Here is a 24,851-nt window from a genome sequence, read left to right as displayed (position 1 = left end):
TTAGAAGGGCGACCGCGCTTGTCAGACTGCAGGCTCGGCCTCGTCGGGCAACATCAGGCTCAGCTCACCCTCTTTGAAGCCATCGAAGGACAAGTCCCAGCTGGCACCGGGCCAAAGCAGTTGCAACTGCTTCTTCGCAGGCCGATAGACCGCAGTATAGAGCGTGCCGAAACCTGATCTGAAAGCCGTTGAATAAAGCGGCGGACGCAGGAACGCATCGATAAACCGCTTCTCGCTTTCCGGGTGCTGGTTGAGACGGTTGAGCAAGAACCTTTCGCGTTCCACGGTGGCCGTAAAGCGCGCATGGGTGGACCATTCGACATGGCCCTGATGGTTTGTCGCCACTGGTTGGTCCGAGATTTGCGGGTGCCGGTCCGGGGCAAGGTACACCGTGCTGTGATTGTGTTTCGCATCCAGAACGGTGACGTTATAGCTCATATGACAAGGGATGCGGCACAGGCAGTCAACCGCTTGCGCAGTGGTCTCGCAGGTTTGAAGGACATAGCGCAGGATCAGCGGCACGCCAAAGCCGTCGCCGACCTCGCGCCGCCCGCCAAAGGTGAGCGAGACCGTCAGACCGGCATCGTTGATGCCATCAAGCAGACCCAGAACGCCGTCGCTCATCCCGATGATCCCGCGCCCGTCCCAGCGGGTTTTCAGCAGAGCGGCGTCAAAGGTTTTTGGATGGTAGTCGTAATTGCGCACCAGAAACGGTGTCTTGCCACGCCAAATCGCCTGGCTGCAGCCCGAAAGATATTTCGGCGGGCAGTAAAAGCTGAGAAACCGCGCCTGGCTGTCGCTGCCGCCGACCAATTCGACGATCTCTTCATAAAGCGGCAGAATCTCGGGCATGTGTTTTTGCAAGGCGCGGAGGCATTCGCGATAGGTGGGGCGGGCCGAATATCCCTCTTGCGCCCACCATTTGCGGTAGGCGGGCCAGTATTCGGCAAACAGCCCGGCCAGCTTGGGACCGGGCTGTTCCTCGTCGATTGAGCGAAAAACAAGCGCCATGGGGCTTTCTACATAATTTTGAACGCGGGGTCTTCCATCGGCTGTGCCGCAGGCAGCGGTTCAGCCGTATAAGCCGAAGTGATCCCATGAATCCACTTCTTCGATTTGTCCGTCAGTTTGAAGCCCTTGGTCATCGACCGCCCGCGAGTCACGAGGATACCCAAATCAGCGCCCTCATAGCGGTAATCACCGACATTCGAGATACGCAGGAAGAACGCTTCGTTCTCGCCCACCGCGCGGCGGTGATAGTCGAACCGGTCGAACACGACGCGGCCATCTTCCAGCATCTTGTAGATGCCCGACTGTGGGGCCTGCGTGATCCGGTCGACACTGTCATCGGTGTGTTTGATTACCATTTGCGACCAGCTGTCGATCATGTCCGGATCCGCCCAGCGGGCATTCAGTTCCTCGACATCCAGCTCGAAGGGCTTCTTTGAAAACTCCAGCAGATGGAACAGAAACAGCGGCGCATCGGCGTGTGCAAAGGCCGCGTGGTTGGTCATCGAACTGGCGCCAGTGATGCGGGGGTTCAGTTCACCCAGCCACAGCTCATCGGTTTTCTTGTCGATCAGGAAGTCGAGTTCGAAATAGCCGCGATAGCCGGATTTCCGCAGTTCTTCACCGAACTGGAACGTCAGCTGCCGGGCCTGTTCGCGGGCCTTAGGTGGGAAAGCGGTCGAGAAAATCTCATTCCCGCACCAGCCGCCGCGATAAGGCGTGAGTTCCTTGAAGCCCACAAGCTCAGTCATCAGCGGGCCAACGATGGTACCCTCCGAGGTCGCACAGGCCTCGATCGCCGCCCCGCGGCAATCGATCCGCTTCATTATCTTGATCTCGCCTTCGCCGATGATCTCGTCTTTGTGCTTGTTGAAATCGGCCTCGGACTTGATGAAAAACGTCGTATGGCCACTGTCGCCGAAGGCGGATTGTAGCACCAGATCATTCCCCAATCCGGCCTTTTCGCAGATCTTTTTCAGGTGATCATAGCTTTTGACAACGCTCAGCGTGTTGGGCACCGAAGGCACACCCGCCTTATTGCCGATACGGACAGTTTCGATCTTGTTGTCACATTTGGTGCGCAGCTTGGCTTTGGGGAACCACAGCTGACCGCCCAGCTCCTTGACCAGCTTCTCGGTCGTCTCGTCGAACATCAGGAAGACAAACTTGGGCTTGCCGCCGCGCCGCTTGACCAGGTCGATGACCTCTTTGTGCTGCAGCAGATAATTGTTGATGTCTTCGATGGACTGAAACTCATCATGCGGCATTTCCGAAGGCACAAACACGTTCGGATGTCGCCCGTCAAAGCAATCCATGTAGCAGATATAGGTGAAGTTCATCACCCATTCATCCAGCCCCAACAGGTTGAAATTGGTTGCCGATACGAAATAGATCGGGTCCTTGTTGGTATGGAAATACCGGCGGATTTCCGAGATGTTTTTCAGCACCTTCTTTGGCATGATTGTTGTCCTCCCTGACCCCTTAGGGGTTCTTTACTGACTTCAAAGCGTCTTCGGTAAAAATGCGCAGGCCCAGATCGGCACGGAATCCGTGGATCTCTGACACGTCCAGTTCCTGCATGAATTTGAGGATTTCGGGGCTGATCACCTGCCCCGGTACCAAAATGGGAAAGCCCGGCGGATAGGGAATCACGAAGGTGGCCGAGACCATCTCTTCCCCGGCTTCGAGCCGTTCCAGCATCTCTTTGTCGGGCTCGACGTAGTCGCAATTGTCTTCGTCATAGGACAGGAAAAACGCCGTGCGGATGTCACCGGCTTCGGTACCTGCTTCACAGCGGAACGCATCGTGGAACCGACTAAAATCGGGCAGAGGTGGGACGTGTTCGCTCAGATTCCTGACGCGCTTTTCAAAGGCCCGTTTTTCCATCTTCGAGGCATCGTCCATCAGATCGTCGAGTTCCTTGGCGATCTCGACCAGCACCTCGATAAGATAGGCGACCGAGCTGCGCGTGGTGCCGATATTGGTCATGAACAACACGGTATTGCGCGAAGTCTTGTTGATCTGGATGCCGTATTTATCCATCAGGATCTTGGTCTTGAACGTATCCCCATCCCAGCCGGTCGCGCCCACATGCAGGGTGATACGCGTGGCATCCAGAACAAACTCGTCTTTGGCCCAGCAATCCCAAACATCGGCCCAGCCCTGATCGGGATCGAAATAGCTGGTCATGCCGCTTTCGCGATATTGCTCGGGGATCATGTCGCCCGCCGTGACCAGCTTGAAATACTTTCTAAGCAGCGGATGGGTCGTCACGGCCCGGCGGATTGCCATCGCGCTTTCGACCTGCCGCTGGACGAACTCGTACCCTTCGATCTCGACCTGCCTGCGGCCCACATCCAGCGAGGCGATGATCTGGTAATTGGGAGAGGTCGAGGTGTGGGTCATATAGGCCTCGTGAAACGCCTCTTCGACCGCACCTTTGAACTGCTGGTCATTGACGTGGATCATCGAACCCTGCCGCAGCGCAGTCAGCGTTTTATGCGTTGATTGTGTGGCATAGACCCTAACGCGTGCATCGGGCGGAGCGATCAGGCGGGTGTTCAGAAGGGTTTCATCATCCGCGCCCTTCAGTTCCTCCTGCTGGTTGGCATAAGCCTCGGCATGTTCTGGGGTGCGGAATTGTTCGCGCAGGATATTGGCTGATCGCATCGCAGTACGTACGCGCGAATTTGGGGCAAAGCGCGCGTAACCGAACCACGCCTCATCCCACAGGAACACAAGGTCCTTTTTGATCGCCAGGCATTCCTGCATCACCCGCTGCACGTTGTAGACGATGCCGTCGAATGTGCAGTTGGTCAGCAGAACCATACGAACCTGATCCAGCTTGCCTTCGGCCTTCAGGGTCAAAAGCTTGTGCTTGATCTCTCGGATCGGCACCGCGCCGTACATCGAGTAATCGTGCAGCGGATAGCTGTCCATATAGACCACGCTCGCCCCCGCCAGCACCATGCCGTAGTGGTGCGATTTGTGGCAATCGCGGTCGATCAGCACGATATCTCCGGGCCGTACCAGTGCTTGCACAACGATTTTGTTGCAGGTCGAGGTGCCGTTAGTCGCAAAAAACGTCTGTTTAGAGCCGAATGCGCGTGCGGCAGCCTCCTGCGCCTCTTTTATCGGACCTTTGGGTTCCAGCAGAGAATCCAGCCCGCCCGAGGTGGCCGAAGTTTCCGCCATGAAGATATTTGATCCGTAGAACGCCCCCATGTCCTGAATCCAGTGGCTGCGACTGATCGATTTACCCCGGCTGATCGGCATTGCGTGGAACACGCCCGTGGGCTGTTTTGAGTATTCCTTGAGCGCCGTGAAGAACGGCGTCTTATAGCGCCGCTGCACTCCGCGCAGGATGTTCAGGTGCAATTCCAGAAAGTCTTCCTGATTGTAGAACACCCGACGGCACAGGCCCAGATCGAGACCGGCAATATCTTCCGCCGAACGGTCGGTGATTAGATAAGCGTCCAGCTCGGGGCGCAGCATGCCGATCCTGCGGCAGGTTTCAGGGCCGTATTCCGAGGGGGACAGCGCATCAAGATCGGCGCCCTCGCCATAGAGGCTGATATAGCGGCCCAAAACATTGGTTTCGTTCTTGGACTTCAGGCTAAGGCCCGGGCGAACAATGACCGCCTGTACATTCTGGTTGAACAGAACCCCGATCAGCGCATCCTCGACACTGGGAACGACAACGGTTTCATAAATAAACGGATCTTCGCTGCGGCGCATCCGTTGCAGGCTGGTTTGCAGGAACCGTTCCTGATGTTCGTTGACCTTGTCAACGATCATCACCTCGAAATATGGGCGGCCCAGCGCGCGGGCTTCATGGCTTTGGGTGGACTCGTCCTCGAACTCATCAACCTCGGTCTCATCCGCGATCAGCGGGATCGAGCGGCGACGATAGGCCCCTGAGGTCAGCGCACGCGACACCCGGCGCACGGCGGTTGAAAAATCGCCGAAATTGCCATGGTCCAGCAACCGGCGCAGATAGTCGAACGCCGATCCGCCCGGAAAAGCGAAATACACCTCGATCGGGGCCAGCGCCTGCAGCAACTGCCGTGCCCGGTCCCGATCTTTTTCGTTACCGCCCTGATCCAGGGACTCGGCCGTTTCCCGCAGCGCGCTCCACCGGTCTGCCCTCAATTGCGAGGCGCTGTAGTAGTCCGAGATGGTGTGGAGCTTTTCGCTATCGGAAATGCCGTGCATGAAATTTTTCCTTTCTGCCGATACCGAAAAGCTGGGCCGGTATCAGTCTGTGCCAGAGCGTCCTTTGTAGAGATACAGATTGTCGGGCTTGGTCGCGGCGTCTTCAGTATATCCCAGCGCCGTTCTGGGGTCGGATGCAGCGACGCCCGCAACGTCGCCTTTCTGCGGAATGCGCAGCGGGCCGAGCGTGTGCAGATAGGCATCCGCCCCGCTGGTACGGTCATAGACCGGGAACTCCGCCTCGCGGTCGCGGAAGCTTTTGAGAACCTGCCCCAGACCTTTCAGTCCGACCTCGCGTTGGCGGCGGACCTGATCAAGATCGATCTCGATAGGGAAGATATCCTCCTGTCCCGCAGACTGGTGCAGCACGGTGGCCGAGGGATCAACGACCAGTGAGCGGCCCACGCCCCCGGCGGCCAGCCCGTTCACGTCAAACACATAGCATTGGAACTGCGCAGCGGTCGCCTTGGCGATCGACAGCTCGGCCTCGCGGTCGGTTGTGCCGGTCAGAACCGGGTGCAGCAGAACCTCGACCCCTTGGCTAGTCAGGTGGCGGGTGGTTTCGGGGAACCAGATGTCGTAGCAGATCGACAGGCCAAACCGGCCCACATCCGGCACATCAAAGATGCAGAATTCGGTACCCGATGCGATGTTCTGTTCATAAGGTTTGAACGGGAACATCTTGGAGTATTTTGAGACGATCTCACCTTCGGGATTGATCACCACCGAGGTGTTGAAAATCCGTCCATCTTCGTGCTTTTCGAACATCGATCCGGGGATCAGCCAGATCCCATAACGCCGAGCGGCATCCTGAAAGCGCGACAGGTCGTCATTGGGAAAGGGCTGGGCAAACCGGTCGAGCGGACCATGAGGCGCCAGTTCGCTGAACAGGGCCATCTGGGTCCAGGGGAACCGTGCCATCATAATGTCGATCCGGTGCAGCATCGCGTCGACATTCGACTGCAACGCACCGACATGCATCTGGATTCCGGTTATCGCAAAAGGGGTCATTTTTCGTTTCTTCTCATTTTCTTGCCGATTGCGACCGCCGATTTGATCCGGCGTTCTTCATCGGAACATAAAACCGTGTGGTCACGCAAGCCTGCTGTCCTCAGGCTATGGTTTTCCGAGGCGACTGCCTTCATACTGCGGCTTCCTCGGCGGTATCTTCTGTCTGCGGTTCCACAAAATCGATGTCGTTGCGAACCCAGAAGAACCGGAATCCGCAACTGCGCAGCCATTTCTCGAGCCGATCAAGGCTGGACCACTCCCGCCGCAGCCCGCGCGTGGATTCGACCAGCGCCCATTGGCCATCGACCAGAAAGTATACAGTCCAGGTATTGGGATGCGCCGAGTGGTTGGCAAAGCCACCGCTGATCACCTCACGCGCCGTGCGAACGGCGACCGGATAGTCGCCGATGCGACCCTCAGCCGCGAGAATGGCCAGATCGTTTTGACGGATCGTGAATGTGGGAAGGGGGGCGTCGTTCATGCAGCCTCGATCTGCGCCGCGTCCAGCAGCTCTTTGCGCCGTTCACTGATATCCGCTGGCTTCAGGTTTTCGACGCGGGTCGCCAACGTCCAGACATGACCGAACGGATCGGCAATCGTGGCGCAGCGTTCGCCCCAATAGGTGTCCGCCGCCTCAGCGATCAGGCTGGCACCGCTTTCCAACGCGGCTGCAAGGGCAGTGTCCACATCTTCGACATACATATGATGTCCAATCGGTGTGACTGTGCCCGGAACGGCGGGGCCGTGCGCACCCCATCCGGCGGTGACAAACAGCATCGAGTTGCCGATCTTGATCGAGGCAAAGCCGGGGGCCTCATCCGCGTCATAGGCCTGTATCTTCGCATCAAAGGCGCTTTCGTAGAAAGTTAGCGCGGCATCGACGTCGGCGACGGCAAGCGATGCGGTGCAGGTGCGATAGCCACGTGGCAGTGTGGCAGGTTTCTTTTTCATTCCGGTACTCTCTGAATTGGACGGCGGACACCCTGGATTATCTGCAGGAATTTCCCGCACTATGCATCATACTGTGGATCAAACCAGGAGATACTGCAACACTATGATGCATAGTGCTGAAATTTCTGCCGTAATGCTTAGAATGTAGGCGGAGTACAGGCGCTGATGACCCGGCAAACTTCGGGGCCGACCTGCCTGAACCGGTGCGGGGTGCGACTGTCGAAATAATAAGCATCGCCTGGTCCCAGTACCTTGCGCTTATCGCCCACGGTCACCTCCACCCGACCCGAGATGACAATACCGCCCTCTTCCGCCTCATGCCCGTACATCACGCGACCGGTGTCAGCCCCTAACTCGTAAGTTTCCTGCAAGATCATCATCGCGCGACCATGCAGGTTTGATCCTACCTGCCGCAGAGACAGCCCACCCTTTCCGATCTCAGTAAGTTCTTCTGAGGCATAAAACACGGTCTGCTCAGGTTCGATTTCGAAGGAAAAGAAATCGGACATGCCAATCGGTATGCCTTGCAGAATACGCCGTAACGCACCAACCGATGGATTCATCTTGCCCGACTCGATCAGCGAGATGGTTGAGTTCGGCACATCCGACTTCTTGGCCAGCGCCCGCTGAGATAAGCCTGCACGCTCTCGCAAGGTTCGCAGGCGCAGTCCGAGGGTCAAATCCTCTTGGCTGGTGTTCTTCATGTTCAGTATCCGCAACACTTGATCCTGCCGCGACGGTAAATCAATGGCTTATGAATCACAAGAAACAGGCTTTCGCTTGCAGGCCCAGATACTACAGTCGCGCAGTCAAACATACGGGCACAGCGCCCGGAAACGGGAAAGGACGCAAGATGCTGAACGCTCAGATTGCTGAACGCCGGAATACCTCGATCGCGCAGGGCGTGGGGATGCAAACGCAAGTCTATGTGGACCGTGCTGTGAATTCCGAGGTCTGGGATGTCGAAGGCAAACGCTATATCGATTTCGCCGCAGGCATCGCCGTTGTGAACACCGGGCATTGCCACCCCAAGGTGATGGAGGCTGTTCAGAAACAGGCCGCAAACTTCACCCATACCTGCCATCAGGTTCTGCCTTATGAGAATTACATCCGCCTGGCCGAGCGCCTGAACGAGAAGGTGCCTGGCGACTTCACCAAGAAAACCGTCTTTGTCACTACAGGTGCCGAGGCGGTCGAGAATGCCGTCAAGATCGCGCGTGCTGCCACTGGCCGCCCGGCTGTAGTGGCCTTTGGCGGCGCTTTTCACGGCCGCACCTTCATGGGCATGTCGCTGACCGGCAAGGTTCAGCCCTATAAAGCGGGCTTCGGCGCGATGATGCCCGATACCTATCACGTCCCGTTCCCGATCGATCTGCATGGCACCTCGACCGAAGATTCGCTGGGTGCTTTGACTAAACTGTTCAAGGCCGATCTTGATCCGGGCCGGGTGGCCGCGATCATCATCGAACCGGTTCAGGGCGAAGGTGGCTTCTACCCCGCTCCGGCTGAGTTGATGCGTGGTCTGCGCGCGCTTTGCGACGAACATGGCATCGTTCTGATTGCCGATGAGGTACAGACCGGCTTTGCCCGCACCGGCAACCTGTTCGCGATGGACGCTTATGACGTCTCTGCTGATATCACCACTATGGCCAAAGGTCTGGCCGGTGGTCTGCCGCTGGCCGCCGTCACCGGTCGTGCCGAGCTGATGGACGCCGCGCACCCGGGTGGTTTGGGCGGAACCTATGGCGGCAACCCGCTGGGGATCGCCGCCGCCCATGCTGTGATGGATGTGATCGAGGAAGAAGACCTGTGCACGCGCGCCAATGAGCTGGGCTCGCGCTTGAAACAGCGTCTGGAATCGATCCGTTCCCGCACGCCCGAGATCGTAGATATTCGTGGTCCGGGCCTCATGGTTGCGGCCGAGTTCAACACCACAGACGGCAGCGCCCCGAACCCCGATATGGCAAACGCCATACGGGTCGAGGCATTGAAGCGTGGATTGATCCTGCTGACATGTGGCGTATATGGAAACGTAATTCGTTTCCTCGCGCCGTTGACGGTGCAGGACGAAATCTTCGCCGAGGCTATGGATATCCTCGAAGCCTCGATCGACGCTGCCAAAGGAGCCTGAACATGCTGGATACCAAAGTGACCAAGCTGGAGCTGAAAGATCCCAGCCTTCTGGAACCCCGCGCCTATATCAACGGTGAATGGGTCGAAGGTGAGGCAACGTTCCCTGTCTACAACCCTGCAACCGGTGATCTGATCGCCAATGTGACAGATGTCAGCATCGAAGGCACAACACAGACCATCGATGCAGCTTACGCTGCGAAGAAGGAATGGGCTGCTCAGACTGGCAAGGAACGCGCCGCCATTCTGCGCAAATGGTTCGACCTGATGGTCGAAAACGCAGACGATCTGGCAACCATCCTGACCGCCGAGATGGGTAAACCCTGGCCCGAGGCGCGCGGTGAAATCCTATATGGCGCGTCCTTTATCGAGTGGTTCTCGGAAGAGGCCAAGCGTGTTTACGGCGACGTCATCCCCGGCCACCAGCGCGACAAGCGCATCGTGGTGCTGAAGCAGCCCGTGGGCGTAGTGGGATCAATCACGCCTTGGAATTTCCCCAACGCGATGATCGCGCGCAAAGTTGGCCCGGCGCTGGCCGTGGGCTGTACTTTTGTGGCGCGCCCAGCGACGCTGACGCCGCTGTCGGCGACGGCGATGGCGGTTTTGGGTGAACGTGCAGGTATACCGGCGGGCGTGTTCAACGTGATCCCGGGCACCGACAGCTCAGGCGTCGGTAATGAGCTTTGCACCAACGACAAGGTCGCCAAGATCACCTTCACCGGCTCGACCCGTGTAGGACAGATCCTGATGCGTCAGGCGGCGGGCACCATCAAGAAGATGTCGCTGGAACTGGGCGGTAACGCACCATTCATCGTCTTTGACGATGCCGACGTGGATGCCGCCGTGGATGGCGCGATGATCGCGAAGTTCCGCAACAATGGCCAGACCTGCGTCTGTGCCAACCGCATCTATGTGCAGGCGGGCGTCTATGACGAGTTTGCTGCCAAGCTGGCCGAGAAGACAAAATCTTTGAATGTCGGCGACGGCTTTGGCGAAGGCATCACCACAGGTCCCCTGATCAATCAGGCGGCGGTCGACAAAGTTGAAGAACATATCTCGGACGCGGTTTCCAAAGGGGCGACTGTAACGCTGGGTGGCAAACGCTCGGATCTGGGTGGGACATTCTTTGAACCCACCGTTCTGACTGGCGTAACCCGCGACATGGTTGTGGCAAAGGACGAAACCTTCGGCCCCGTCGCTCCGCTGTTCAAATTCGAGGAAGAAGACGACGTCGTCAGCATGGCCAATGACAGCGAGTTCGGCCTGGCCTCGTATTTCTACAGCCGCGATCTGGCGCGCGTCTGGCGTGTGGCCGAGGCGCTGGAATCGGGCATGGTGGGCATCAACACTGGCCTGATCTCGACCGAAGTCGCCCCGTTCGGCGGTGTCAAACAATCCGGTCTGGGCCGTGAGGGTTCGAAATACGGGATCGAGGATTTCCTTGAGATGAAATATCTCTGCATGGGTGAAATTCAGTAAGCGCCTCGTGCCTTGAAAATTCAACGCACTCGCAGTCCGCTGCGGGTGCGTTTTTCGTTTCAGACCGATGCGTGCCCGCGCAGACGGAACACCAACGGCATCATCACCAAGACCAGAGCCGCCGAGAAAAAGAACGGTGCGCCGGGCAGATAAGTGCCTTCGCCATCGACCGACGCCTGAAAGATGCCGGTCATCACCAAAGGCGACAGAACCGCAGCGACAGAAGACAGTGACGCAATGACTCCCTGCACCACGCCCTGCCGGTCTTCGTCCGCCTGGTTCGAGGCCATAGCCGTGATCAAGGCAGGCACGAGGTCGGACAGCGCGGCAAGCAGAATAAAGATGACAAGGGCCGTAACCGTTACGGTAAACCCAAAGCCGATCATTCCGACCAATGCCGATACCATCCCCAGCAGCAGGGTCCGGTAGTCGCCGATCCAGCGAATGAAGACCGGCATCAGTCCGGCTTGGACGAAGGCCAACAGCACGCCATATGCAGCCAGCGACAAGCCGATATAGAGCGTGGACCAGCCAAACACCTCTCGTATCCAGAAGGCCCAGAGGGTGGGGTAGACCATGTTGGCAAATTCAAAGATGAAAATGCACAGCAGCGGCACTGCCAGCCCCGGAAAGCGGAAGGAGTCAAAGATCGATTTGAACGGGTTCAGGTCACGCTTGCCAAAGGGGCGGCGTTTTTCTGGTTTCAGGCTCTCGGGCAGGACGAATACTCCGAACAGGGCGTTGGCGGCGGACAAGACCGCGGCAATCCAGAACGGCGCAGTAATGCTGATCCCGGCAGCGATGCCGCCGATGGCCGGTCCAAGCACAAACCCAATCCCGAAGGCCGCCCCGATCAGGCCGAAATTCGCCGCCTTCTCAGTCGGTGAGGATATGTCAGCGATGTAAGCCGTTGCGGTAATATAGGTCGCCCCCGCAAGCCCCGCGAGCGTTCGCCCCAGAAGAAGCAGCCAGAATGTTTCGGCCAGCGCCATGATCACATAATCCAGCGCCAACATGGTCAGTGCTGCGATCAGGATCGGTCTGCGGCCAACCGCATCCGAAATGCTACCCACGATAGGTCCGCACAGGAACAGCGCCCCGGCATAGGCTGCCATCAGCAGCCCGCCCCAAAATGCCCCCTGCCCGGTATCGCCTGCACCGACGCGATCCATCAGGTCGGGCATGATCGGGAACACGATGCCGATACCGATGGCATCAATCATCAGCGTGATCAGAATGAAGGTTATGGCGCGGCTTTTGAACATACCGCCCTATCGGACGAGTATGCTGATAAAGCAAGAGAAAAGGGCTGCGTGGTACAATTGTCCAGCAGCCCTTTTCCAGTTCATGACTATTGGCCCAAAGCCACGCCTTCGCGACGCGGATCAGCGGCGCCGATCAGCTGCCCGTCCTTGATCAGGATGGCATGCAACCCGCTGTTGAGATCGACTTCTTTCACCTCATGCCCTTTGGCGGTCAGAGCATCTGCGAACTCGGCAGCGGATGTTCCCTGCTCCAGATCCATCGAAGACCCGTTGCGGTGCACGAAATGCCCCGTTTCGATGGCATCCTGCGGGTCCATCTCCCAGTCCACGATCGCGATGATCGTTTTGGCCACATAGTTGATGATGCGGCTACCACCGGGTGAGCCGATCAGCAGATAGGGCTCACCATCCTTCATCACGATAGTAGGTGACATCGAACTGCGCGGGCGTTTGCCACCCTCAACGCGGTTGGCCACCAGACGGTCGCCATCCTTTGGTGCGCGGTCGAAATCGGTGAGTTCGTTGTTCAGCAGGAAACCCCGCACAAAAACCCGGCTGCCAAAGGCGGTCTCAATAGTGGTCGTCATCGACAGCGCGTTGCCGTACTGATCTCGGATCACGATATGGCTGGTGCCGGGACGACCCGGGTTTTGCGAGGGCGCAAACAGGGCGGTGTGATCACGTGGCGGCTCACCTGCCTGACGCTTCTCGCTGGCTGCTGCCGGGTCGATCATCTCCGAGCGAAGCTTTAGGTAGTCCGTGTCCAGCAGACCCTTGACCGGTACATCAATAAAATCGCTATCGGCCATGTACAGCGCGCGGTCAGCATAGGCCAGCTTGGCGGCCTCGGCATAGAGATGCGCCATCTCGGCGTTCCAACCGGTGCCTTCGAGGTCGAAGTTGCTGAGGATCCCCAGAATCTGGCCCACGGTCAGACCACCCGAGGTGGGCGGACCCATTCCGCAGACATCGTAGCCGCGATAATCGGCGCAGACGGCGGGGCGGATTTTGACGCGGTAGTCGGCCAGATCTTCAAGCGTGATGTTGTTTTCCACCTTGGATGTGGCATCCACTGCCGCCACGATATCTTCGGCGATGGGGCCGCTATAGAAGGCGCCTGCGCCCTGATCGGCCAGAATGCGCAGGGTTTCGGCAAACTCGGGGTTCCGTAGTGAGGTTCCAGCCTGCAGCGGCGTGTCATCTTCGTTGAAGAAATACGCTTTGCCCGCCGGGAACACACCGACTGAGCGCTCACGTTCAATCGTGCTTTGGATCGAGTTTGCCATGCGGGGCGAAACCTCAAACCCCTGCTCGGCCTGATCGATGGTGGGCTGGAACAGCGAGGCCCAGTCTTTCTTGCCATAGAGGTTATGGGTCACTTCCATCAGGCGCAGAATGCCCGGAACGCCAACAGATTGTCCGCCTACAACAGCTTCGGGCCACGGCATCTTTTCCCCGTCCGGCAACAGGAACCGTTCAGGCGTGGCTTTCGCAGGGGCTTTTTCACGCGCATCAAAGGTGGTCAGAGTTTTAGCCGACGCATCCCAATACAGCATGAACGCACCACCGCCGATGCCCGATGATTGCGGTTCAACCAGATTGAGCATCAGCTGCACGGCAATCATCGCATCTGCGGCTGTGCCACCTGCGGCCAGCACATCATATCCGGCTTTGGCAGCAATGGGATTGGCGGCCGAGACCATGAACTCGGTGCCAGTCACCGAGTTTTTGTCCTCCCAACCATAGCCATATTCCGGCGCAGGGTCCTGCGCATTGGCCGCGCAAGCGACAACACCCAACGCCAGAACGGCGCCGGTTTTCATGAATGTCTTCATCATAGAAATCTCCCGGTAAGGATCTGCGAGATTGGCTACTGAGTAACGAACTTCAAATGGCAGACTCTCAGCTTAAATCCGATCGATTTACCGCACAACATATACTGACGTGTGCGAATGCCTCACGACGCGCGCCGCATTCGGACCAAGCAAATAGTCTTTCAAGTCAGGCTTATGCGCGCCGATCACGATCAAGTCCGAGCCCGCGCCTTCCGCGGTTTTGAGGATCTCCTGATAGGCGCTGCCAGTTGCCACCACATGACGGACCTTGGCGTTGCGCTCTTCCCCCAGCGTGGCGGCGCAGAGGGCGACCAGCTTTTCATGAGCCTCTTCAATCACCTTTTCGTGGTGGTGGGGCTCAAAAAAACTGCTGACAAAGCCTTCGCCATAGTCAGGTGTCACGGTCACGACATCCAGCCGCGCGCCATCCATTTCGGCCAGCGCCGCCGCCCGTTCAAGGACGGCAACATCAAGATCGCCATTGCTGATATCCACGGCGCACAGAATTGCTTGGGTCATGCGGGTTCTCCCTGTTTTGCGGCACGGCCGCGCTGGAGGAAGGCGACAAGACCCAACAGGATCAGCGCCGGGATAAAGATCAGCTCTTTCGCGGGCTGGCTTTGCGGGGCCTGAATGCTGGTGATGCGAACGGCATCGTCAGCATAATAGTCAAACATATCCAGCTCATCCGCGACCGGCGTACCGAACATCGGCTCGTCGAGCTTGACCAGACCATCCTCTTCCAGCGTCATCAGGCCCAAAGCGTCAACGCGTGCTGTACCGTTGGCTCCTTCCGGAATGTCCAGAACAACGGTGGTTTCGGTCATGTTGCCGGTGTCAAAATCCGGGCCCGCGACCTCGATCCGCATGGTGCTACCTGGCGCGGCCTCACCCACGGCCTGCGTCAGCTGTGCCGGTTCGATCTGCGCAAAGGGCGGTGCGATGCGGTTCATGAAGAAATCCGGACGGAACAGCGCAAAGGCGATCAGGATCAGCGCGACGCTTTCATAGATGCGGTTCTTGGTCAGGAACCAGCCCATGGTACCGGCGGTAAAGATCAGGATCGCGATGGTCGCAGAGACGGCCACAAGAATGCCCTGTACCCAGCCCACATCGATTAGCAACAGGTCAGTGTTGAAGATGAACACGAAAGGCAGTGCCACGGTGCGCAAGCTGTAGAAGAAGGCGGTGAAACCGGTCTTAATCGCATCCCCGCCCGAGACGGCGGCGGCGGCAAAGCTCGCCAGACCAACCGGCGGTGTCACATCAGCCATGATACCGAAGTAGAACACGAACAGGTGCACCGCGATCAGCGGCACGATCAGCCCATCCTGCGCGCCCAATTCCACGACCACACCCGCCATCAGCGAGCTGACCACGATATAGTTCGCCGTGGTCGGCAATCCCATCCCGAGGATCAGGCTGAGCAGACCCACCAACGCCAGCATGGCGATCAGGTTACCGCCTGACAGAAACTCGACCAGATCGGCCATCACTTGGCCCACGCCGGTCAGCGTCACGGTGCCCACGATCACACCCGCAGTGGCGGTGGCCAGCGCGATACCAATCATGTTGCGCGCGCCGTCGATCAGCCCGTTCCACAGGTCGACGACACCGGCCTTGAAGGCATTCGCTGTGTCACTTTCACCCCGGAAGATCGACTTGAGCGGTTTCTGCGTCAGCAGGATCACGAACAACAGCGAAGTCGCCCAGAAGGCTGATAGGCCCGGTGATTTCTGTTCGATCATCAGGAAATAGACCAACACGATGATCGGTAGCAGGTAATGCAGACCGGCCTTGTAGATTTCGGCAATTACCGGCAGTTCAACCTCTTTGGCATTAGGATCGTCAGGCACCAAGTCCTCTACTCCGGAAGCCAGCCAAAGCAGGATCAGATAGGCCAAAACGATCAGCGCCGACAGGACCAGACCCGACGCATCGGGCATGAGCGCGACAATCGCTTTGATCGGGTACTGGATGCCATAGCACAGCCCGGCAAAGCCCACGAAAAACAGCGCCATTCCACCGATTGTGCGCCCCATCGAAACGACGCGGTCGCCCAGCGTCGGCATGTTCCGCTTCACCGCTTCAAGATGCACAATGTAGACCAGCGCGATGTAGGAAATCGCAGCAGGCAGGAAGGCGTGGGTGATCACCTCAACGTATGAGATGCCCACATATTCCACCATCAGGAAGGCAGCAGCGCCCATCACCGGTGGCATGATCTGGCCGTTCACGGATGAAGCGACCTCAACCGAGCCCGCTTGTTCGCTGGAAAAGCCCACACGCTTCATCAGTGGGATAGTGAAGGTGCCGGTCGTGACAACGTTCGCAATGGACGAGCCCGAGATCAGGCCGGTCGCCGCAGAACCAACAACAGCCGCTTTGGCCGGGCCACCGCGCAGGTGCCCCAGCGCGCCAAAGGCCATCTTGATAAAGTAGTTGCCCGCGCCCGCCTTATCCAAAAGCGCGCCGAACAGCACGAACAGGAAGACGAACTTGGTCGACACGCCCAGCGCGATGCCAAAGACACCTTCGGACGTGATCCACATATGGCTCATCGCCTTTTGCAGGCTGGCACCTTTCCAGCGGATCACCTCGGGCACCCACTCGGAGGAACCAAAGAAGACGTAGGCCAGAAAGATCGTGGCGATGATCGCCATTGCCGGGCCAAGCGCGCGACGCGCGGCCTCGAACAACAACAGCAGGCCAACAAGAGCAAACCACTTGTCCGTATCGTCTGCGAGACCGCCCGCATCGACGATCTTTTGGTAGAAGAAATAGCCATAGAGGGCCAGAAATGCGCCCACGATCCCCATGATCCAATCCTGAATCGGGATGTAGTTCCGCGGGCTGGATTTCAGTGCCGGATAGGCCGAAAAGGCTAGGAACATCGCAAAGGCCAGATGAATCTGGCGTGAGTTGTTCACTACACTGCCCGGCAGCAGATAATTCGATAGGGGAGAGGCCAGAACGACCTGAAACACCGACCACAAAACCGCAACGATCGCCAGAAACAGCCCGACATTTCCCGCCGGATCACGCGCGCCTGCATCTGATGAGGCAACCAGTTCCTGAAGCTCTTCTTCGGAAAGAGGGCGATTGCCCTGTGTGTCGGAACTCATGTTGGTATCTCCCTGTCCTTCGGCCTTGGTTTTTGCGGCCGTCTTGTCTCCGGTTTAGCCCGGATATGAATCGGGGCGCCCCGCAAGGCGCCCCGTGTCAGGTCTGGTTACTGAATCCAGCCTTTTTCTTTGTAGTACTTCTCGGCACCCGGATGCAGCGGTGCCGACAGGCCATCCGCAATCATCTCTTCCGGTTTCAGGTTGGCAAATGCCGGGTGCAGCTTTTTGAAGTCATCGAAGTTTTCGAAGACCGAGCTGACAACCGCATAAACCGCGTCTTCCGACACATCTGCCGAAGTCACGAAGGTCGCGCCCACACCAAAGGTCGATGTGTCACCATCCGAACCGCGGTACATGCCACCGGGGATGGTCGCGGTACGGTAGAACGAGTTGTCGCCCACCAGCTTGTCAACCGCGTCACCACTGACATTCACCAGAACCGAGTCGCACGCGGTGGTGGCTTCCTGGATCGAACCCGAGGGGTGACCAACGGTGTAAACCATCGCATCGATCTGGTTGTCGCACAGGGCAGCGGACTGTTCAGCCGCTTTCAGCTCGGTCGCCAGTTCGAAATCGTCGGTGGTCCAACCCATTTCGCCCAGCAGCACTTCCATGGTGCCACGCTGACCGGAACCGGGATTGCCGATATTGACGCGTTTGCCCTTCAGGTCTTCGAAATTCGAGATACCCGCGTCGGCACGCGCCACAACCGTGAACGGCTCTGGGTGTACCGAGAACACGGCACGCAGGTTCTCAAACGGGCCGGCTTCTTCGAATTTCGAGCTGCCGTTGAACGCGTGGTACTGCCAGTCCGACTGTGCCACCCCAAACTCAAGCTCGCCTTCGCGAATGGTGTTGATGTTGTAAACCGACCCCCCAGTCGACTCCACCGAACACCGGACCCCGTGCTCTTTCCGGCCCTTGTTGACCAGACGGCAGATCGCGCCACCCGTCGGGTAATAGACACCCGTAACGCCGCCAGTTCCGATCGTGATAAATTCTTCAGCATATGCCGCTGGTGCCATCAGGGCCGCCGCGGCAAATGCGGTGATTGAGGTTTTCTTGAACACTTTGACACTCCTGTTGTCAGTCTTTTTTGATCTGTGGGGTGCCTGAAACCTTTCAGAACACAACAGAAAAAATCGCACTGGAATCAGGCCCCCCGATGATAAAGAGGAAAGCGAAACCAAACAGCAGGTGTCTATACGGTAGATTACGTATAGGCTTGGATTCAGATATAGGGGAAAGAGGGTAACTGATCACATTCTGTGACTGTGATACCGACCCGTGCAGAAGGTCGTTTGGACAAGAATTGAACTACGCAGGGCAACAAGAAATACGCCAGGACCACACTGAGCCAGCCCGCAGGCGAAGATCGCTGCGCGCCACGCTTGCGCTGTGTTTGGGCGGGCTGCAGTTCATCGCCATCCTTTCGGTGATCCTGTCGACCTTTGTCAGCTCGGAGAACGCGCTGTTGCGGCAATCCCGAACATCACTGAACGAAGTCAGTGTCAATGTCATCGGCCAAGTCAAAAGTTTTCTGAACCCCGCCCGGCAGGCCTTGGATGCAACTCGGCGACTTGCTGAAAATGACGTACTGGATATCAGCGATCCTGGCGTATTGGAAAGCCATTTTTTTCAGCAGCTACAGGTCGCGCCTCAACTCGCAGGGATGTATCTGGCCGATGCGACGGGCAGGTTTGTCTACGTCATGCGCGCGGAAGAGCCCGGACGTTATCGCACCAAGTTCGTTCCGCCATTCCTGCCCGGCACCGCGGAACATCCCGCCGATTTCCAATGGCGCAACGATCAGTTCACATTGCTGGAAACGGCCACTACCCAGACTGACACCTATGAGGCGCGCACCCGGCCCTGGTTCAGAATGGTGACCGAAGCCAAAGCACCGATCTGGACAGAGCCTTATATCTTCTTCACCACGCGCCAGCCGGGGATCACTTATAGTGTCCCCATATTGGACGATACCGGAGCTATCCGTGCCATTTTGGGTGTCGATATCCAGATCGACGCCCTGTCGGGATTCCTGCTGGACATCTGGTCGGAACGACGCGGTGCCGCGCTGGTTCTGAACGAAAATGGCGCGGTGCTGGCGCATCCAACGCTGGTGCTGATCCGGCAGGAAGCACATATGGAAGCGCCCGAGCTGACGCGTGTGGACCAAATCGCAGACCCCATCGCGCAAAAGGCGTTCGGAGATGTCGTGCAAACCGGTCTGAGCGACACGGAAGGACCGGTTCATACCGATTTCCAGCTGAACGGTCAGGACTATGTGGCGATGCTTATCGAGGTGTCCGAGCCGGGGCTGCGTTGGTTGATCGGGCTTTATGCGGCCGAGGACAACTTTATTGGCGAGATCAAGAAGAACCGGACGCAAGGCGTCTGGATCGCGCTTGCCATTGCCATTCTGACCGGCGCAATCGGACTTGCCATGGCCGACCGGATCTATGCCCCTGTGCGCACCTTCGCCAGCCAGAGTCAGCAATTGCGCAGCGGAGAGATCACCACCGAAGAAGGCCTGCACAGCCCCTATCGCGAGCTGGAAGATACCGGTGCGGCTCTGACTCAGGAAGTTCGGCAACGGCAACGGTTCGAAACCGCCTATGGCCGCACCTTCGATCTGGCCTCGCGCGGGATGGCGCAGATCTCGCCCGAAACGGGGCGGTTTCTGCGGACCAACGAACAGCTGTGCGATATCATGGGATATCAGCCGGATGAATTGGAGAAGATGACGCTGGCCGACATCCTGCCGGAAGATGAACAGCAGATCGCGGTCAAGTTTCGCGAAACCCTGCTGCAGGATTCCGAGTTCATCGCCGAAAACCAGTTTATCCGAAAAGACGGATCCCCCATCTGGTTGCGGGTCAATGCCATTCTGATCCGCGATGAAAGCGGGACCCCTGATCATGCGGTTGCCATTATCGACAACGTCAGCGATCGGAAGCAGGCCGAGGATGAAGTAAGCCGCCTCAGCCGCGATCTGTCCCATGTGGCACGGGTCAACTTGATGGGCGAGATGGCCTCGGGGCTGGCGCATGAGCTGAACCAACCGCTAAGCGCGATTTCCTATAATGTCGACGCCGCGAAGATCACGCTGGATGAAATCGGCGATCCCGATCCTGAGGTGATAGAAATCCTTTCGGATATCGACCGCCAGTCGCGCCGTGCGGGCGACATCATCCGCGCCCTGCGTGATGTGGTGCGTAAGGATCGCGGACGTCAGACTCCGTTTGAACTGAACGGGTTGATCCGGCAAACCGTCAGCCTGATGGACGCCGAGGCGAAGTTACACGAGATCAAGCTGCTTTATGAAGAAACCGACCTTCCTCTTGTCATCGGAAACCGGACGCAGATCGCTCAGGTTCTGGTTAACCTGTTGCGCAACGCGATCGACGCCCTGGCCCTGGATCCGGATGGCAAGGGTAAAATCACCATCACTACAAAGACTAGCGATGAACTGGTCGAGGTGCGGGTTGAGGATAACGGGCCCGGGATTAGCGATGGTGTCACCTTGTTCAACTCGTTTGACACCCAGAAGACCGACGGGATGGGGCTGGGCCTGTCCATTTGTCGGACCATCGTCAAAGCCAATGACGGAGCCATTTGGTACGAGCCTACTGAGACGTCCGGGGCGCGCTTCTGTTTCACCCTGCAGCGCCGCGATCAGCCCAAGGAGGATCACGCATGACCTTTGAGCCGCTGGTCGTCTATATCGTCGATGACGATGAAGATGTGCGCGTCGCCTTATCACGCTCGCTCAGCAAACGCGGACTAAGGGTCGAGCATTTTGCCGATGCGCAGACATTTCTGAATCAGGTGCATGAGGACGCAAAAGGTTGCCTGATCCTGGACTATGGCATGCCCGGCATGGACGGGCTGGAATTGCAGGAACATCTGAACCGGCGCGAGTCGACCATACCGGTCATTTTCATCTCGGGTCATGGCGGCATTCCGGAATCCGTGCGGGCCACCAAGGCAGGTGCAATTGATTTTCTGGAAAAACCCTTTGACCTGCAGGTGCTGATCGAACGGATACAGGCCGCGTTTGAAATAGGCGACCGTCTGCGCGCCGAGAAATCGCGACGTCAGATGCTTGCGGATAAGCGCAGACTTTTGACCGACCGCGAGGAGCAGGTCCTGCAACATATTCTGACCCACCCCGCGCGCACGTCGAGCAAGGAGATCGCAACTGCCTTGGGTATCAGCCCCCGCACGGTAGAAATTCATCGCGGGCGCATCCAGCAGAAGGTCGGCGTGAAAACCACGATAGAGCTGTATGAACTGTTCGGGCAGATGCAATGATCGCAAGCCTGATGATGTATGCCCGCCCTCAGCTTGATGAGGCACATCTGCGATACTGGAGCCTCATCCGTGACAATCTGAACCGCGCCGGGATCGAGAGCCCTGAGCATCTGTCGCAGGACGTCGAGGAATTCTCGGTCTGGCAGCACCCGGAACTGGTGCTGAGCCAGACTTGCGGCATGCCGTACCGGACATGGCTACACGATAAGGTCGCGTTGGTTGGCACGCCAGACTATGGTCTCGACGGGTGTCCGCCCGGCTATTACCGCAGTGCTCTGGTCGTGCGCGCCGATGATCCACGCACAAATCTGATGGCGTTTCGGGAAGCGGTGTTCGCTTACAACCAGACCTTTTCGCAATCTGGCTACGCCGCGCCTTATTGGCATCTTGAGCCGCATGGCTTCTGGTTCAAGCACCGTGTGCAAACCGAAGGTCACCTGAAGTCGGCGCATGCCGTTGCGGAAGGTCACGCCGATATCGCCGCCCTTGATGCGGTTTCTTGGCGATTGATGGCTGAGTATGAAGAGTTTGCCGCATCTCTGCGGGTGTTAGAGTGGACGGACCCGACGCCTAGCCTGCCATTGATCACTGCGGAGGGTAACGATCAGCAAGCGATTTTTACAGCGGTTGAACGGGCGATTGCGCAGTTGGATGATGCGGATCGTACTGCCTTGGGGATCAAAGGTCTCGTGAGGATTCCGGCCGAACGTTATCTGGACGTGCAGAACCCGCCGGGATCGGTTTAGTCGTCTTGTGTGCCGGTGTCGCCGACGACAGCCGATCGCACATAATGGCTTTGGTCGTCCTTGATCAAAATCGGTGGGCCGGGTTGTTTAAGCTGCGGAACGACGCTTTCAACGCCGAGACCGCGCGTTAGGTCTGTCGCGCGACTTCCTCCGAGACCGGCTCGGCCTTTCCCTCGATCACGTCCTCTTCGACCGGCTCTTCAATTGACTCTTCAGCACTTTCTTCAGGTTCCTCTGCCTCTTCAGCCTCTGATTGATCCTCAAGCGCGCCAACGATCAGAGGCAGCATGTGCACACCCGTCGCACTAGCAATCTCGGGCGTCTGAGGCGTCTGCCAACTGAGCGTATCGAAGCTGCCGCAGTTCTGGCACACCGGTCCCCATTCAGGCTGAATGTCGTGGCAATTGGTGCAGACCCATTGCGGCCCGCGCGGTGCGTTCAGCGCCTTGGCCAGCCAACCCTGAACCACCGCGTCCGAGGCGCCCTCGCCCCGTTCAATCGCAGCCATCAGCGTGTAGGCCCGTGCATCCCCCTGCTTTTCGACAACATCACCCAGCGCGCGTCGCGCTTCGGGGAAGTCTTCGGCTACGATGTTCAGCTCGGCCAAAATCAGGCGTGTTTCCATATTCTCTGAATGAATGCGGGTCAAAGCGGTGAACCGCTTGATCCGCTGTTCAGGTGTTTCGTCTGGCACAATCTCGGCAAAGGCATGGGCCAGATCGGGGTGAGGCTGTACTTCCCACGCCTTTTTCAGAATCTTGGTGGCTGCACGCGGTTTGCCCTTTTCGATATAGGCGCGCGCGGCCATGGCGGCTGCCGGGACAAGATCGGGTGAAAGGCGGTTTGCCTCAATCGCATGTTCCTGCTGTTCGACCGTCGCCGTGTCGTCCAGCAGCACTTTGGCCTCGGACAAAGCCAGGACTGCGTCGCGCCGTTTGAACACGTCGCGCGGCAAATACCCGGCCTTCAGCTTCGAGGTCAACGTGGACCGCGCACCGGCCCAATCCTGCGCTTTGGTCTGCAGGTTCAACAGCACATCCTGCGTTTCTTCATGCCGGGGTTTGAGGGCCAGAGCCTTCTCGGCCAGCTTGCGCGCGGTTTCATCATCGCCTTCGGCCAGCTTTTGCTTCATGATCCCGCGCACACCGACAAATCGCGTGGCGTTGTTGGTGACCAGCTTCTTGTAAGTCTCGGACGCTTTCTTGGTATCACCGGTCATCTCGGCTGCCTGCGCCACCAGCAAATTGGTCAGTTCCGGATTGTTCAGCAGCTTCTCGGCCTTATTGGCCTTGGTCATCGCCACGCGCCCCTCACCCGAGGCCAGCGCCATCAACCCGTCCGCCAGAGCCTGATATCCCCGCTTTTCCCGACTGCGATCGAAATAACGTGAAAGGGCGGTTTCATCACCGTTTAGGAATTTCAGCGTGGCGATCAGCAGCGTAAGCAGCTTGAAGAACAGCCAGACCGCAAACACCAACACGCCCAGCGCGATCACCGATTGCAGCGGCCCCAGCGTGTATTCGGTGCCGGCAACGGTGATCTGCACGCCGCCTGATGATTCCATCAGAAACCCGGCGCCCATGGCCAGCAGGCCGATAATCGCAACAAAAACAAGGATCTTTAACAATGACCACAGCATGGCAGGTCCTTCAGTTCGAGTTCAGGCTTGAAGCAAGCGTGTTTGCGGCCTCGACGGCAGAGACCCGCGTCTGCGCCGCCTGCTCCCAACCCGCCAATGCAGTCTGCGCCGCCTCAGGCAATGCTTTCAGTTCGGTCAGCGCCTTTGCGACATCTCCATCCGCCAAGGCCGCCTGCGCGCGCGACAGGATCGCATCCGGATCGTCCCCTTCTTTCGGCGTCACCGACCGCGCGCCCGTCTGACGCTGCAGGAAGGCCATCAACCCGGTGCCTTTGTCGGCATCCCGCGCATCCGCCAACGCCGTGCGTGCCGCGGGGGCAAACGAACTGCGTAAGGCTGAAAGCGTTTCGATCCCGTCCTTCGCGGAGGAGGTCAGAGCATCCGGTACATCAACCCCACCCGCTTTCAGTTCAGAGATCAAATCTTCATAAGGCTGGCCCGCATCCAACTGGCCATGCAGACGCGACAGGATGGCCGCGTTGGTTGCAGCTCGGGCCTCGGCCGAGGCTTTGGCCTCAAGCGCCTGCGCATCGGAAACCATCTTTTCCACTTCGCTGCGCTGCGCGGCCAGAGAATCCTGCAGTTTCTTCAACTCGGCCTCAAAGGCTGCCGTCGCCTCGGCCGAGACATTTGCCTCAAGCGGTTGCTTCTCAAGCGCGGTCAGGCGTTCCTCAAGTGGGTCGACCTTACCGGCCAGGCCATCAACGCTGGTTTTTACGGCACCCAGATCGCTTTCGACCGGCGATAGCTTGTCTGACAAAGCCTTGATCTGATCCGAGAGGCCTGAGACATCGGGGCCATCAGCAAAAGATTTTGTCAGTTGGGCAATCTGATCGGATTGTTCCGACAGCTTCTTTTCAAGCGCGGCAATTGCATCCGAGCTTTCTGCCCCACTGGACAAATACCCGCCGCTGCCCACGGCAAACCCAATTCCGGCCGCAACAACGCCGCCCAGCAGCGCCGGAACAAACCCGCCGCGCTTTTCAACAGTGCGTTCGATCACCTTCTCTTCGGTCGGCTCGGCCCTGTTCAGGGCTTCGGCTTCGGCTTCGGCTTCGGCTTCGGCTTCGGCTTCGGCTTCGGCTTCGGCTTCGGCTTCGGCTTCGGCTTCGGCTTCGGCTTCGGCTTCG

At 58.2% G+C, this 24,851-nt stretch carries 19 protein-coding genes; 5 read left to right on the top strand and 14 right to left on the bottom strand.

Annotated features, from left to right (window positions below; translation table 11 throughout):
* Nucleotides 1-21: 21 nt before the first annotated feature.
* From ACR0EN_RS17945 to ACR0EN_RS17915, 7 genes are all read right to left on the bottom strand, one after another.
* Complete coding sequence (locus tag ACR0EN_RS17945; RefSeq protein WP_170425427.1) at nucleotides 22-1,011, bottom strand: C45 family autoproteolytic acyltransferase/hydrolase; 990 nt, start codon at nucleotides 1,009-1,011, stop codon at nucleotides 22-24.
* An 8-nt stretch (nucleotides 1,012-1,019) separates the two neighbouring features.
* A complete protein-coding gene (locus ACR0EN_RS17940; RefSeq protein ID WP_170407976.1) occupies nucleotides 1,020-2,468 on the bottom strand; it encodes a biotin carboxylase in 1,449 nt (482 codons plus the stop codon).
* 22 nt (nucleotides 2,469-2,490) lie between these two features.
* A complete protein-coding gene (locus ACR0EN_RS17935; RefSeq protein ID WP_170819078.1) occupies nucleotides 2,491-5,223 on the bottom strand; it encodes an aminotransferase class I/II-fold pyridoxal phosphate-dependent enzyme in 2,733 nt (910 codons plus the stop codon).
* Nucleotides 5,224-5,265: 42 nt separating this feature from the next.
* Nucleotides 5,266-6,234 (bottom strand): carbon-nitrogen hydrolase family protein, encoded by a 969-nt coding sequence (locus ACR0EN_RS17930; protein WP_170407972.1) that lies wholly within the window; start codon nucleotides 6,232-6,234, stop codon nucleotides 5,266-5,268.
* 130 nt (nucleotides 6,235-6,364) lie between these two features.
* Nucleotides 6,365-6,715, bottom strand: coding sequence for a hypothetical protein (locus ACR0EN_RS17925; RefSeq protein ID WP_480588150.1), 351 nt, complete (start codon nucleotides 6,713-6,715; stop codon nucleotides 6,365-6,367).
* On the bottom strand, nucleotides 6,712-7,185 hold the full coding sequence (locus tag ACR0EN_RS17920; RefSeq protein ID WP_480588148.1) for a VOC family protein: 474 nt from the start codon (nucleotides 7,183-7,185) through the stop codon (nucleotides 6,712-6,714). The genes ACR0EN_RS17925 and ACR0EN_RS17920 overlap by 4 nt, the downstream gene beginning before the upstream one ends.
* A 137-nt stretch (nucleotides 7,186-7,322) precedes the next feature.
* Entirely contained in the window at nucleotides 7,323-7,889 is a 567-nt protein-coding gene (locus tag ACR0EN_RS17915; protein ID WP_170425413.1) for a cupin domain-containing protein, read from the bottom strand.
* A gap of 149 nt (nucleotides 7,890-8,038) precedes the next feature.
* Between ACR0EN_RS17915 and ACR0EN_RS17910 the strand changes: the two genes are divergently transcribed.
* Together ACR0EN_RS17910 and ACR0EN_RS17905 are read left to right on the top strand one after the other, a co-directional pair.
* The gene (locus ACR0EN_RS17910) at nucleotides 8,039-9,316 is read left to right on the top strand and encodes a 4-aminobutyrate--2-oxoglutarate transaminase (protein ID WP_170397954.1); all 1,278 of its coding nucleotides are present in this window, start codon (nucleotides 8,039-8,041) and stop codon (nucleotides 9,314-9,316) included.
* A gap of 2 nt (nucleotides 9,317-9,318) precedes the next feature.
* Complete coding sequence (locus ACR0EN_RS17905) at nucleotides 9,319-10,794, top strand: NAD-dependent succinate-semialdehyde dehydrogenase (protein ID WP_480588146.1); 1,476 nt, start codon at nucleotides 9,319-9,321, stop codon at nucleotides 10,792-10,794.
* Nucleotides 10,795-10,853: 59 nt separating this feature from the next.
* Here ACR0EN_RS17905 and ACR0EN_RS17900 read toward each other — a convergent pair whose 3' ends face one another.
* From ACR0EN_RS17900 to ACR0EN_RS17880, 5 genes are all read right to left on the bottom strand, one after another.
* Nucleotides 10,854-12,059, bottom strand: a complete 1,206-nt coding sequence (locus tag ACR0EN_RS17900) for an MFS transporter (protein ID WP_480588144.1) — start codon at nucleotides 12,057-12,059, stop codon at nucleotides 10,854-10,856.
* Between the two features lie 86 nt (nucleotides 12,060-12,145).
* Entirely contained in the window at nucleotides 12,146-13,897 is a 1,752-nt protein-coding gene (ggt, locus tag ACR0EN_RS17895; protein WP_480588142.1) for a gamma-glutamyltransferase, read from the bottom strand.
* A gap of 84 nt (nucleotides 13,898-13,981) precedes the next feature.
* The gene (locus tag ACR0EN_RS17890; protein WP_170397943.1) at nucleotides 13,982-14,413 is read right to left on the bottom strand and encodes a universal stress protein; all 432 of its coding nucleotides are present in this window, start codon (nucleotides 14,411-14,413) and stop codon (nucleotides 13,982-13,984) included.
* Nucleotides 14,410-17,019: a TRAP transporter permease gene (locus ACR0EN_RS17885; protein ID WP_480588140.1), complete on the bottom strand. Its 2,610-nt coding sequence runs from the start codon at nucleotides 17,017-17,019 to the stop codon at nucleotides 14,410-14,412. Before ACR0EN_RS17885 ends, ACR0EN_RS17890 begins: the two co-directional genes overlap by 4 nt.
* 107 nt (nucleotides 17,020-17,126) lie before the next feature.
* The gene (locus ACR0EN_RS17880) at nucleotides 17,127-18,089 is read right to left on the bottom strand and encodes a TAXI family TRAP transporter solute-binding subunit (protein ID WP_170397937.1); all 963 of its coding nucleotides are present in this window, start codon (nucleotides 18,087-18,089) and stop codon (nucleotides 17,127-17,129) included.
* A gap of 242 nt (nucleotides 18,090-18,331) precedes the next feature.
* Here ACR0EN_RS17880 and ACR0EN_RS17875 point away from each other — a divergent pair, with 242 nt between their 5' ends.
* From ACR0EN_RS17875 to ACR0EN_RS17865, 3 genes are read left to right on the top strand one after another with little or no spacing between them, the layout of a single operon-like run.
* Nucleotides 18,332-20,722, top strand: a complete 2,391-nt coding sequence (locus ACR0EN_RS17875; protein WP_170425407.1) for an ATP-binding protein — start codon at nucleotides 18,332-18,334, stop codon at nucleotides 20,720-20,722.
* Nucleotides 20,719-21,336, top strand: a complete 618-nt coding sequence (locus ACR0EN_RS17870) for a response regulator transcription factor (protein WP_170397932.1) — start codon at nucleotides 20,719-20,721, stop codon at nucleotides 21,334-21,336. Before ACR0EN_RS17875 ends, ACR0EN_RS17870 begins: the two co-directional genes overlap by 4 nt.
* Nucleotides 21,333-22,082 (top strand): PhnD/SsuA/transferrin family substrate-binding protein, encoded by a 750-nt coding sequence (locus tag ACR0EN_RS17865; RefSeq protein WP_170625375.1) that lies wholly within the window; start codon nucleotides 21,333-21,335, stop codon nucleotides 22,080-22,082. The genes ACR0EN_RS17870 and ACR0EN_RS17865 overlap by 4 nt, the downstream gene beginning before the upstream one ends.
* A 127-nt stretch (nucleotides 22,083-22,209) precedes the next feature.
* On the opposite strand, the gene ACR0EN_RS17860 is transcribed toward ACR0EN_RS17865, so the two are convergent.
* Entirely contained in the window at nucleotides 22,210-23,721 is a 1,512-nt protein-coding gene (locus ACR0EN_RS17860) for a heme biosynthesis HemY N-terminal domain-containing protein (protein ID WP_170397926.1), read from the bottom strand.
* A gap of 10 nt (nucleotides 23,722-23,731) precedes the next feature.
* The coding region (locus ACR0EN_RS17855; protein WP_480588138.1) for a COG4223 family protein at nucleotides 23,732-24,851 on the bottom strand (1,120 nt) is incomplete at its 5' end.

The organism is Ruegeria sp. AB7 (assembly GCF_056542625.1).
This window is presented reverse-complemented; position numbering and strand designations above follow the sequence as displayed.

Bases quoted from the DNA above. Each gene is read 5' to 3' on its own strand.
- ACR0EN_RS17860 (WP_170397926.1), bottom strand. From the start codon at position 23,721: ATGCTGTGGTCATTGTTAAAGATCCTTGTTTTTGTTGCGATTATCGGC.
- ACR0EN_RS17920 (WP_480588148.1), bottom strand. From the start codon at position 7,185: ATGAAAAAGAAACCTGCCACACTGCCACGTGGCTATCGCACCTGCACC.
- ACR0EN_RS17915 (WP_170425413.1), bottom strand. From the start codon at position 7,889: ATGAAGAACACCAGCCAAGAGGATTTGACCCTCGGACTGCGCCTGCGA.
- ggt (WP_480588142.1), bottom strand. From the start codon at position 13,897: ATGATGAAGACATTCATGAAAACCGGCGCCGTTCTGGCGTTGGGTGTT.
- ACR0EN_RS17935 (WP_170819078.1), bottom strand. From the start codon at position 5,223: ATGCACGGCATTTCCGATAGCGAAAAGCTCCACACCATCTCGGACTAC.
- ACR0EN_RS17870 (WP_170397932.1), top strand. From the start codon at position 20,719: ATGACCTTTGAGCCGCTGGTCGTCTATATCGTCGATGACGATGAAGAT.
- ACR0EN_RS17930 (WP_170407972.1), bottom strand. From the start codon at position 6,234: ATGACCCCTTTTGCGATAACCGGAATCCAGATGCATGTCGGTGCGTTG.
- ACR0EN_RS17925 (WP_480588150.1), bottom strand. From the start codon at position 6,715: ATGAACGACGCCCCCCTTCCCACATTCACGATCCGTCAAAACGATCTG.
- ACR0EN_RS17940 (WP_170407976.1), bottom strand. From the start codon at position 2,468: ATGCCAAAGAAGGTGCTGAAAAACATCTCGGAAATCCGCCGGTATTTC.
- ACR0EN_RS17945 (WP_170425427.1), bottom strand. From the start codon at position 1,011: ATGGCGCTTGTTTTTCGCTCAATCGACGAGGAACAGCCCGGTCCCAAG.
- ACR0EN_RS17865 (WP_170625375.1), top strand. From the start codon at position 21,333: ATGATCGCAAGCCTGATGATGTATGCCCGCCCTCAGCTTGATGAGGCA.
- ACR0EN_RS17900 (WP_480588144.1), bottom strand. From the start codon at position 12,059: ATGTTCAAAAGCCGCGCCATAACCTTCATTCTGATCACGCTGATGATT.
- ACR0EN_RS17885 (WP_480588140.1), bottom strand. From the start codon at position 17,019: ATGAGTTCCGACACACAGGGCAATCGCCCTCTTTCCGAAGAAGAGCTT.
- ACR0EN_RS17910 (WP_170397954.1), top strand. From the start codon at position 8,039: ATGCTGAACGCTCAGATTGCTGAACGCCGGAATACCTCGATCGCGCAG.
- ACR0EN_RS17890 (WP_170397943.1), bottom strand. From the start codon at position 14,413: ATGACCCAAGCAATTCTGTGCGCCGTGGATATCAGCAATGGCGATCTT.
- ACR0EN_RS17905 (WP_480588146.1), top strand. From the start codon at position 9,319: ATGCTGGATACCAAAGTGACCAAGCTGGAGCTGAAAGATCCCAGCCTT.